The sequence below is a fragment of the Shimia sp. R9_2 genome (assembly GCF_017743735.1).
Classification (GTDB): Bacteria; Pseudomonadota; Alphaproteobacteria; order Rhodobacterales; family Rhodobacteraceae; genus Shimia.
This window is the reverse complement of record NZ_JAGHRO010000005.1, coordinates 105,966-115,082: the sequence shown is the minus strand read 5'-3', so window position 1 is coordinate 115,082 and position 9,117 is coordinate 105,966. Positions and strand designations below refer to the sequence as shown.

General features: G+C 60.2%; 12 protein-coding genes and 1 pseudogene. 5 read left to right on the top strand and 8 right to left on the bottom strand.

All coding sequences use genetic code 11. From position 1 onward, the window contains the following. Positions 1-11: 11 nt before the first annotated feature. Entirely contained in the window at positions 12-539 is a 528-nt protein-coding gene (locus J7400_RS13690; protein WP_209064184.1) for a cytochrome c family protein, read from the top strand. A gap of 68 nt (positions 540-607) precedes the next feature. On the opposite strand, the gene J7400_RS13685 is transcribed toward J7400_RS13690, so the two are convergent. After that, positions 608-1,105, bottom strand: coding sequence for a dual specificity protein phosphatase family protein (locus J7400_RS13685; RefSeq protein ID WP_209064181.1), 498 nt, complete (start codon positions 1,103-1,105; stop codon positions 608-610). Positions 1,106-1,258: 153 nt separating this feature from the next. On the opposite strand from J7400_RS13685, the pseudogene J7400_RS13680 reads away from it, so the two are divergent. From J7400_RS13680 to recR, 3 genes and pseudogenes are all read left to right on the top strand, one after another. After that, positions 1,259-3,034, top strand: a pseudogene (locus J7400_RS13680) (DNA polymerase III subunit gamma/tau); the annotation flags it as partial. A gap of 266 nt (positions 3,035-3,300) precedes the next feature. Then, positions 3,301-3,645 (top strand): YbaB/EbfC family nucleoid-associated protein, encoded by a 345-nt coding sequence (locus J7400_RS13675; RefSeq protein ID WP_209064176.1) that lies wholly within the window; start codon positions 3,301-3,303, stop codon positions 3,643-3,645. A gap of 76 nt (positions 3,646-3,721) precedes the next feature. After that, positions 3,722-4,312 carry a recombination mediator RecR gene (gene recR / locus J7400_RS13670; RefSeq protein ID WP_209064174.1) on the top strand — a complete coding sequence of 197 codons (591 nt, stop codon included), beginning with the start codon at positions 3,722-3,724 and terminating at the stop codon, positions 4,310-4,312. A 99-nt stretch (positions 4,313-4,411) separates the two neighbouring features. Here recR and J7400_RS13665 read toward each other — a convergent pair whose 3' ends face one another. After that, positions 4,412-5,167, bottom strand: coding sequence for a DUF1013 domain-containing protein (locus J7400_RS13665; protein WP_209064172.1), 756 nt, complete (start codon positions 5,165-5,167; stop codon positions 4,412-4,414). A gap of 152 nt (positions 5,168-5,319) precedes the next feature. On the opposite strand from J7400_RS13665, the gene J7400_RS13660 reads away from it, so the two are divergent. Then, positions 5,320-5,958, top strand: coding sequence for a ribonuclease T2 (locus J7400_RS13660; protein ID WP_209064170.1), 639 nt, complete (start codon positions 5,320-5,322; stop codon positions 5,956-5,958). On the opposite strand, the gene J7400_RS13655 is transcribed toward J7400_RS13660, so the two are convergent. From J7400_RS13655 to J7400_RS13630, 6 genes are all read right to left on the bottom strand, one after another. Next, complete coding sequence (locus J7400_RS13655) at positions 5,955-6,332, bottom strand: hypothetical protein (protein ID WP_209064167.1); 378 nt, start codon at positions 6,330-6,332, stop codon at positions 5,955-5,957. The two genes, J7400_RS13660 and J7400_RS13655, sit on opposite strands and share 4 nt — an antisense overlap. A 124-nt stretch (positions 6,333-6,456) precedes the next feature. After that, positions 6,457-7,020: a F0F1 ATP synthase subunit B gene (locus J7400_RS13650; RefSeq protein ID WP_209064165.1), complete on the bottom strand. Its 564-nt coding sequence runs from the start codon at positions 7,018-7,020 to the stop codon at positions 6,457-6,459. A 4-nt stretch (positions 7,021-7,024) separates the two neighbouring features. After that, the gene (locus J7400_RS13645) at positions 7,025-7,567 is read right to left on the bottom strand and encodes a F0F1 ATP synthase subunit B' (protein ID WP_209064162.1); all 543 of its coding nucleotides are present in this window, start codon (positions 7,565-7,567) and stop codon (positions 7,025-7,027) included. Between the two features lie 86 nt (positions 7,568-7,653). Next, on the bottom strand, positions 7,654-7,878 hold the full coding sequence (locus J7400_RS13640) for a F0F1 ATP synthase subunit C (RefSeq protein ID WP_090027589.1): 225 nt from the start codon (positions 7,876-7,878) through the stop codon (positions 7,654-7,656). A gap of 89 nt (positions 7,879-7,967) precedes the next feature. Beyond that, positions 7,968-8,726: a F0F1 ATP synthase subunit A gene (locus tag J7400_RS13635; protein ID WP_209064159.1), complete on the bottom strand. Its 759-nt coding sequence runs from the start codon at positions 8,724-8,726 to the stop codon at positions 7,968-7,970. A gap of 2 nt (positions 8,727-8,728) precedes the next feature. Beyond that, positions 8,729-9,085 carry an AtpZ/AtpI family protein gene (locus tag J7400_RS13630; protein WP_209064157.1) on the bottom strand — a complete coding sequence of 119 codons (357 nt, stop codon included), beginning with the start codon at positions 9,083-9,085 and terminating at the stop codon, positions 8,729-8,731. Positions 9,086-9,117: the final 32 nt, after the last annotated feature.

The following is a 9,117-nucleotide window of genomic DNA, read 5'->3' as shown; positions in this document are numbered from 1 at the left end:
GGAAACGTAGCATGTTCGACACGATGACAATCACCAAAGTAGTCGGCGCACTTTGCGGCGCGCTGCTTATTTTCTTGCTGGGCGGCTGGGCTGCCGAAGCGCTTTACCACACTGGTCCAAAAGGACACGGTGACGGCCATGCCAAGCAGGCTTATGTGATTGAAGTTGAAGGCGCAGACAGCGGCGCAGCCGAAGTCGACGAAGGACCGTCTTTCGCAGAGCTTCTGGCCAGCGCAGATGTTGACAAAGGCGCCAAAGTCTTCAGCAAATGTAAAGCCTGCCACAAACTCGATGATGGTGCCAACGGCACCGGCCCGCACCTCTTTGGCGTTGTAAACCGCGCTGTGGATTCGGTTGACGGCTTCAACTACTCCGGTGCGCTGGAGCAGGTGGCTGACGTTTGGTCCCCAGAAAACCTCGACGGTTTCCTGACCAACCCAAAAAGCTATGCGCCAGGCACCAAGATGGCCTTCTCCGGTTTGAAAAAGCCGACAGACCGCGCCAACCTGATTGCCTATCTGGAAACGATTGGCAACTGATCTGACCGCCAGATATCTGTTTTGAAAGGCCGCAGTTCTTCTGCGGCCTTTTGTTTTGGGCAGCCCCGTTAGGCCTGTTGCAACGCCCCTTCTGTGGCCCACCGCATCTGCGCATCGGTCTCCACTGCACAGCGCCGCACCACCCGCAACCGCTTCAGCGCATCCTCCAGCGCCTCCCCGCAGGCGAGCATCAACCTCAGCACAATCATCCCGGAGCGCCCGCAACCGCCCCGGCAATGGACCAGCACGCGCCCTCCACTGCCAAGCGCATTCAGGATCTCCTGCTGCAACGCGCCCCAGGCTTCCGCCTCATGCGCCTCGGGCACATCAAAATCCCGTATCGGAAAATGCATCCAGGCGATTCCCTGCGCCTCAAGCTGTTGCGGCAGCGCCGCGGCACCCAACCCTTGCTGTTCCTCCGTTTCGGTGAGGCTCAGCACCCGTTCTGCGCCCCAATCCGCCAAGGCCCGCACATCCTCAGCGAGCTTACCTGTGCTGCCGGGTTGCCGCGCAAGCGCCAGCTGTCCCCCGCCAACATCCAAAGCGCTTATCTCAAATCGTTCCATCACCCGATCGCTCCACTGCCCAAACGCAGCGCATGCCCGATTGCAGAGCCCTGTCCCTGCCTATATCCGGTGGACGCGCCGCCCCCTGCCGCTTAACCTGCGTCAGACCATTGCCACTGACCACCCGAATCTTCCGGGCGGAAATCTCACAGGACGACCATGACCGACACTCCCGACACCGGCTATCAGGTTCTCGCGCGCAAGTATCGCCCCGAAACCTTCGCGGATCTTGTCGGGCAGGACGCCATGGTGCGCACGCTCAAAAACGCTTTTGAGGCCGACCGCATCGCGCAAGCCTTTGTCATGACAGGGATTCGTGGCACCGGTAAAACCACAACGGCGCGGATCATCGCCAAAGGCATGAACTGCATCGGCCCGGATGGCACCTCCGGCCCCACCACCGAACCTTGCGGAGAGTGCGAACATTGCGTCGCGATCATGGAAGGCCGCCACGTCGATGTGATGGAGATGGACGCCGCCTCCCGCACCGGTGTTAACGACATCCGTGAAATCATCGATTCCGTGCACTACCGCGCGGCTTCGGCACGCTACAAGATCTACATCATCGATGAGGTGCACATGCTCTCCACCAGCGCGTTCAACGCGCTGCTCAAAACGCTGGAAGAGCCCCCCGCCCACGTCAAATTCATCTTCGCCACCACCGAGATTCGCAAAGTTCCGGTGACCGTGCTGTCCCGCTGTCAGCGGTTTGACCTGCGCCGGATCGAGCCTGAAGACATGATTGGCATGCTCACGCGCATCGCCACAGCCGAGGGCGCAGCAATCGCCGAAGATGCGCTCGCGCTGATCACCCGCGCCGCCGAAGGCTCTGCGCGGGATGCCACATCCCTGCTGGATCAGGCCATTTCCCACGGCGCTGGCGAAACCACAGCCGATCAGGTCCGCGCCATGCTGGGCCTCGCAGACCGGGGCCGTGTGCTTGATCTGTTTGACATGATCCTGCGCGGGGATGCGGGCAATGCGCTCAATGAGTTGTCTGCCCAATATGCCGACGGGGCCGACCCGATGGCCGTGCTGCGCGATCTGGCCGAGATCACGCATTGGGTCTCCGTTGTTAAAATCACGCCGGAGGCGGCCGAGGATCCCACTGTCAGCCCGGATGAGCGGTCGCGTGGTCAAACCATGGCCAACGAGCTGCCCATGCGTGTGCTGACCCGGATGTGGCAGATGCTGCTCAAGGCGCTTGAAGAGGTGGCCGCTGCGCCAAACGCCATGATGGCCGCGGAGATGGCCATCATTCGTCTGACCCATGTGGCCGATCTGCCCAGCCCCGAAGAGCTGGTGCGCAAGCTGCAGGATACCCCGCCACCATCGCCCCCTCCCGGAGGCGGCAATGGCATGGGTGTGCCCGCAGGCGGCGGCACGGTTGCGCAAGGCGCACCGATGGGCCACACGCCTCAAGGCGGCGGCGTGACCGCGCGCGCAGGTGGCCACGGCCAAGCCACAGCTCTGGCCCCTCAGAATGTCGCGGAGCTGGCCAAATACCCGACCTTCGAGCACGTGATCGAACTGATCCGCCAGCAGCGCGACGCGAAACTGCTTGTGGAAGTGGAAGGCGGCGTGCGACTGGCCAATTACTCACCCGGTCGCATCGAGTTTGAGCCTGCACCCAAAGCGCCCAACGATCTTGCCCAACGCCTCGGCAGCCGCCTGCAGCGCTGGACCGGCAGCCGCTGGGCTGTCACCCTGGTGAACACCGGCGGCGCACCCAGCGTAGCAGAAATCCGCGACGCCGCCAAAAATCAGATGCGCGCCGAGGCCGAAGCCCATCCGCTGGTCATGGCCGTGATGGACGCTTTCCCCAAGGCCAAGATCACCGAAATCAAATCCCGCCGCGATCTGGCCAATGAAGCCCTCGCCGAAGCCCTCCCCGAAGTCGAAGACGAATGGGACCCATTTGAGGAGTGAGCACGGTCTCGGAAATGGTCCAGTGGACCATTTCAGGTGCGAACGGGCGGAGCCCAATCAATCTAGGAAACGATCCAGTAAATCGTTTCAGTGGCGAACGGTCGTAGACCAGCCGTCTCGCAAACCGTTTCCCACAGCCAACCGCCGCCCCTCACCACAACAAGTGCCATTTCGCGCCGGTCACGCATCTTGCGACCCGCTGCCCCTTGTTCCTAAGCCCCATCGCCCGTATCTACTCTGCAAAGAAATCCTCTAGGAGACGACCAATGCTCAAAGGTCTAGGCAATCTCGGCGACATGGCCGGCATGATGAAAAAAGCCCAGCAAATGCAAACCAAGATGACCGAGATGCAGGACGAGCTGCACAACATCATGGTTGTTGGCGAAAGCGGCGCGGGCCTTGTCAAAGCCACAGCCTCTGCCAAGGGCGAGCTAAAGGCGCTGGACATTGATCCCTCCATCTTCAACGGTGATGACAAGGAAGTGGTCGAAGACCTGATCCTCGCCGCCATCAAAGACGCACAGTCCAAAGCCGCCGAGCGCGCACAGGACGAACTGGGCAAAATCACATCCGAACTCGGCCTGCCCGCCGACATGAAACTGCCCTTCTGATCTTCAGAAACCCTTCTGTGCACCGGGCTTTTTCTTGCTATAACTGGCGAAAACAATCGCCAGAAAAGGCCCGGACATGAGCAGTTCCGAAATTGATACGCTGATCGAGATGATGGCCAAGCTGCCCGGGCTTGGCCCCCGCTCCGCCCGCCGCGCGGTGCTGCATCTGATCCGCAAACGGGCGCTCCAGCTCACCCCCCTTGCCGATGCCATGCAAGCCGTCGCCGTCAGCGCGCGGGAATGCCTGAATTGCGGCAATGTGGGCACCTCTGACATCTGTGACATCTGTACCTCTGAGAAGCGCGCCACAGGCGTGCTCTGCGTCGTAGAGGACGTGTCAGACCTCTGGGCCATGGAACGCGCCAACGTCTTTGACGGGCGCTATCACGTGCTTGGCGGCACGCTCTCGGCACTTGAGGGCGTCGGCCCCGAAGAACTCTCCATCCCCCGCCTGATGGACCGTGTGGTCAGCGAGGGCGTCACCGAAGTGATTCTGGCGCTCAACGCCACCGTCGATGGGCAGACCACGGCGCACTACATCGCGGATCAATTGGAGGGACAGGTCACCCTGACCTCGCTGGCGCAGGGTGTGCCGGTTGGCGGGGAACTTGATTACCTTGACGAAGGCACCATCAGCGCCGCGCTGAACGCCCGTAAATCACTCTGACCATATTTGACGTGCGACAGCGCTATTGGGGGCCTGTCAAAAACAAAAAGGCCGCGCAGGATATGCACGGCCTTTTGTAATTTCACGTGAGCGCAGCGCTTAGCGAGGCTGCTCTTCTTCATCGCCACCTGGCAGGTTGAAGAAGCTGTCCGCATCCGCGAATTCATCATCGCTGCGGGTGTCGGTGTCATCCTCATCATCATCCGCAAGGGAGAAGGTCTCCAGACCTTCGATGGCGGATGGGATCTTCGGCTCCGCTTCCATCTCCAGCGACTGCTCGGTGGACACCAGCTTGCGACGCTCATCATCAGACATGATGCCGCCTTCTGCCGCTTTCTTCGCCGCCGCTTTGTTCACTGCGAGGTCCAGCTCAGACTGCTTACACAGGCCCAATGCAACCGGGTCGATGGGCTGAATGTTGGCAATGTTCCAGTGGGTCCGCTCGCGGATCGCCTGAATGGTTGGCTTGGTTGTACCAACCAGCTTGCCGATCTGACCGTCAGACAGCTCCGGGTGGAACTTCACCAGCCACAGGATGGAGGCTGGGCGGTCCTGACGCTTGGACAGCGGGGTATAGCGTGGTCCACGGCGCTTCTCTTCACCAGAGGCGGCTGCGTTGAACTTGAGCTTCAGCTTGTGCAGCGGGTTGTTCTCCGCCGCATTGATCTCTTCCTGCACCAGCTGGTTGTTGGCAACCGGGTCAAAGCCCTTCACGCCAGCAGCCACATCGCCATCCGCGATGCCCTGAATTTCCAGCTCATGCATGCCCACAAAATCTGCGATCTGTTTGAAGCTGATCGTGGTGTTGTCCACCAGCCAAACGGCGGTGGCCTTTGGGTGCAGCAGCTTGGCCATGTCTTAACTCCTTACGCTCTCTCCCCCCGACGAAGATACAGTTTTCCCGTCGTCTGACTTTTGTCAGACGGCACCGATGGTCTGGTGCGGGTTTCCGTTGTCGGGGAACTTAAGGCCGATATAGTGCGCCTGAGCAAAAAAGGAAAGAGTGAATGCGTTCATTGCTTGCAGCCGCCTTTCTCGCACTGACGGCCCTACCTGTCTGGGCAGAGGGCGAGACCGCCGGAGAGTTTGACTATTACGTTCTGGCGCTCAGCTGGTCGCCCAATTGGTGCGCCATGGAAGGCGACGCCAAAGGCAGCCCGCAATGTGACGCCTCTGAAGATCACGGCTGGATCATGCACGGCCTCTGGCCGCAATTCCATCAGGGCTGGCCGTCTTATTGCAGCTCCGCAGAACGCAACCCGCCGCGCCATCTCACCAACGCCATGGCTGACATCATGGGCACCTCAGGGCTGGCCTGGTATCAGTGGAAGAAACACGGCACCTGCTCCGGCCTGTCTGGCGAAAACTACTACGCCACTGCGCGCAAGGCCTATGAGAGCGTGGTGCGCCCGCCGGTCTTCCGGAAAGTGAAAGAAACAATCACCCTGCCCGCAGCCGTTGTTGAGGCGGCTTTCCTGAAGGCCAACCCGACGCTTGAGCCGGACATGGTGACCATCACCTGCCGTGGAGACTTCATTCAGGAAGCGCGCATCTGTATGAACAAATCTCTGGAGCCGGTGCCCTGCGGCCGCGACGTGGTGCGGGACTGCACACAGACAAGCGCACGCTTTGATCCGGTGCGTTAGACCTCATTGATGCGCAGGGCGCCCTTACTGGCCTCTGCGCATTTGCCACGCACGAAATCCGCGCTCTCCAGATCAGCCTCAATGGCTTTCACTGCCCCACCTCTGCTGCGCATATAAAACGGCACAGAGCCAGCGAGGCCCGGCGCGCTCAGGTCGCCGCAATAGACACGATCCCCATTGCTCAGCGCATAGCTCTCAAAGCGGGAGAACCGCACCGCCCCCGGCGTGGCCGTCTGCTCGGCAATCTGGTTCTTGGCCCAGAACACCTCATCAGGCGCTGCTGAGGTTGGGCTGGTGGCCACACGGGTGGTGCTGGCGCAGCCCATGGCAAACAGCAAGAGGACGGCTGAAAGGGTGAGACGCAATGCAGGCATAAGGGATCCGGTGTTCAAAAGATCAGTGTCTGCAGATCTTCCATCACAGCATTGCGGCATCAGCATGGCGAAACGAAAAAACCCGGCCACTGGGGCCGGGTTCTTCAACTCTATGCACATAAGATCAGTGCAGCTTGGCATCCACTTCTGCGATGCCGGCATCGATCAGCTTGTTGGCAGCTGCCGCGCTCATCTGGCCTGCGATCACTTCGCGGGCCGCGCCAACAGCAACAACCACAGCCTGGTCGCGCACTTCTTTCACAGCCGCAGCTTCAGCAGAGGCAATCTGATCTTCCGCAGCGGCCAGACGGCGCGCGATGGAATTTTCCAGATCGACTTTGGCCTGATCAGCCGCCGCCTGAGCCTCAGCTTTCGCCTGCTCTACGATGCGGGCCGCTTGCTCCTGCACTTCTTTCTGCTTGCGCTCATAAGACGCCAGAACGGTCTGGGCTTCCTCACGCAGGGCGCGGGCTTCGTCCAGCTCCGATTTGATGTCATCTGCGCGCTTGTCCAGCATGCCGCCCAGCAGGGAAGGCACTTTGAAGTAGAACAGAACTGCGATGAACAGGATGAAGCCGAGCGTTACGATGAAGTCGGTGTTCTTCAGGGAGAAGAACGGGCCGCTTGCTGCGAGCGCAGGTGTTGCGCTCAACGCCATAAGGGCAGCAAATGTGGTCAGTTTCCGCATTGTCTTACCCTTTCATCTGCGCATCAACGGCCTTGGCCACTTCTGCGTCATCTGCCGCACCGCCCAAGGCTGTTACCAGCTCAGAGGTGGTCGCGTTGGCCACGTCCTTGATGCTCTCAAGCGCACCGGCGCGGATCTCGGCAATCGCCTTCTCCGACTCAGCGGCTTTCGCTGCAATCTCTGCGTCCGCCTTTTCAGTGGCGGCGTTCAGGTCGGCCTGGATTTCCGCTTTTGCCTCGGCAACGATGCGCTGCGCTTCGGCTTTCGCGTCCGCAAGGGCTTTGTTGTAAGCCTCTTCCGCTTCCACGGCCTTCGCCTTCAGCTCTTCAGCTGCGGCGATGTCATTTGTAATGGTCCCCTGGCGCTCAGCCAGAACCGCAGCAATGCGCGGCAGCGCGATGCGCGACAGGACGAGATAGATCACAACAAGTGTGACCAGAAGCCAGAAAATCTGGTTGCCCCAGTTCGAGAAATCGAGCTGTGGCATGCCCGGTGCAGAGGCGGCCTCTGCTGCGTGGCCTGCGGCGTCAGTCGTTTTGGTCGCCATGTCGTCCTCCTGGGAACTTCCGTTGGGTTACGGGCGGGGCGCAAGCAAGTGCGCCCGCACCCGCACGTAAGGATGGTTCCGTAGGCTTAGACGGCGAACATCAGCAGCAGAGCAACCAGGAACGAGAAGATGCCCAGTGCTTCTGCGAATGCGATGCCGATGAAGAGGGTTGCAGTCTGGGAAGCAGCTGCGGATGGGTTGCGCAGAGCGCCGGCCAGGAAGTTGCCTGCGACGTTACCAACACCGATTGCGGCTGCGCCGGAACCGATTGCTGCGAGACCTGCGCCGATGTGTGCGAGTTGACCTTCCATGGGGGTATCTCCTTACGATTGGAAGTTTGAATTCAGGGTTGTTTGGTTTGAGCCTGTGTCGGGTGCGCCTTCAGGGCGCACCGCAATCCTTAGTGTGACGGATGCAGCGCATCTTTCAGATACACACAGGTCAGAATGGTGAAGACGTAGGCCTGGATGAAGGCCACCAGGACCTCAAGACCGTACATCGCGGTGATCGCAACCACGGAGACCGGGCTGACAACTGCGATCGCGGCAAAGCCTGCGAACACTTTGATCACGGCGTGGCCGGCCATCACGTTACCAGCGAGACGAATGCTGTGGCTGACGGGGCGCACGAAATAGGAAATCACTTCGATGATGGCGAGGATCGGGCGCAGCGGCAGCGGCGCGCTGGAGACCCAGAACAGACCAAGGAAGCCTGCGCCGTTTTTCACAAAGCCCACCACGGTCACGGTGACAAACACCAAGAGCGCCAGAACAACGGTTACAGCAAAGTGGGAGGTGGTGGTGAAGGACATCGGGATCAGGCCGAGGAAGTTGGCCATCACGATGAACAGGAACAGCGTCATGATATATGGGAAGAATTTCACGGCGTCTTTGCCCGCAACATCCTCAACCATCTTGTAGATGAAGCCGTAAGCCAGCTCACCGATGGACTGACCACGGCTTGGCACGATCGCGCGGCGACGTGTGCCAACCACCATCAGAGCCACAACAGCGACAACCGCCAGCGCCATCCAGAGGGTTGCGTTGGTGATGGTGAACAGGCCGATGTGATCGCCACCAAACAAAGGTTTGATGATGAACTGGTCCATCGGGTGGAATACCAGACCGCCTTCTTCTGCGCCGTGTGCTTCGCTTGCCACGTTCAATCCCTCTCGTCTCTCTCGGCAGCCTTGGCTGCCTTATCTAGCTTTGCGGCCTCAGCCGCTTGTTTCTCTTCGATCTCTTTGGCGCTGCGCAGCATCACATTGATGCCAGCGGCCAGACCGAACATTGTAAACAGCACCATGAAGATCGGGAGTGTCCCGAACAGGCTGTCCAGCCCGTATCCGATGCCAAAGCCGATCCCAAGACCGGCCACCATTTCAATCACCATGCGCCAAGCCTGATTGGCTGCCGAATAGTGCTCATCAGCGCGGGGCTTTGGGTCCTGGGCCTGTTTGGCCGCTGCGATCCGTTCCTCAAGACGCTGCATTTGGTCTTTGTGGTCGGTCTCGCGCACGCGCAATTTACCCCTTGCTAACGATGGCGCAT

Excerpts from the sequence above, each read along its gene's own strand:
- J7400_RS13690 (WP_209064184.1), top strand. The coding sequence starts at position 12 with ATGTTCGACACGATGACAATCACCAAAGTAGTCGGCGCACTTTGCGGC.
- J7400_RS13685 (WP_209064181.1), bottom strand. The coding sequence starts at position 1,105 with ATGGAACGATTTGAGATAAGCGCTTTGGATGTTGGCGGGGGACAGCTG.
- J7400_RS13675 (WP_209064176.1), top strand. The coding sequence starts at position 3,301 with ATGCTCAAAGGTCTAGGCAATCTCGGCGACATGGCCGGCATGATGAAA.
- recR (WP_209064174.1), top strand. The coding sequence starts at position 3,722 with ATGAGCAGTTCCGAAATTGATACGCTGATCGAGATGATGGCCAAGCTG.
- J7400_RS13665 (WP_209064172.1), bottom strand. The coding sequence starts at position 5,167 with ATGGCCAAGCTGCTGCACCCAAAGGCCACCGCCGTTTGGCTGGTGGAC.
- J7400_RS13660 (WP_209064170.1), top strand. The coding sequence starts at position 5,320 with ATGCGTTCATTGCTTGCAGCCGCCTTTCTCGCACTGACGGCCCTACCT.
- J7400_RS13655 (WP_209064167.1), bottom strand. The coding sequence starts at position 6,332 with ATGCCTGCATTGCGTCTCACCCTTTCAGCCGTCCTCTTGCTGTTTGCC.
- J7400_RS13650 (WP_209064165.1), bottom strand. The coding sequence starts at position 7,020 with ATGCGGAAACTGACCACATTTGCTGCCCTTATGGCGTTGAGCGCAACA.
- J7400_RS13645 (WP_209064162.1), bottom strand. The coding sequence starts at position 7,567 with ATGGCGACCAAAACGACTGACGCCGCAGGCCACGCAGCAGAGGCCGCC.
- J7400_RS13640 (WP_090027589.1), bottom strand. The coding sequence starts at position 7,878 with ATGGAAGGTCAACTCGCACACATCGGCGCAGGTCTCGCAGCAATCGGT.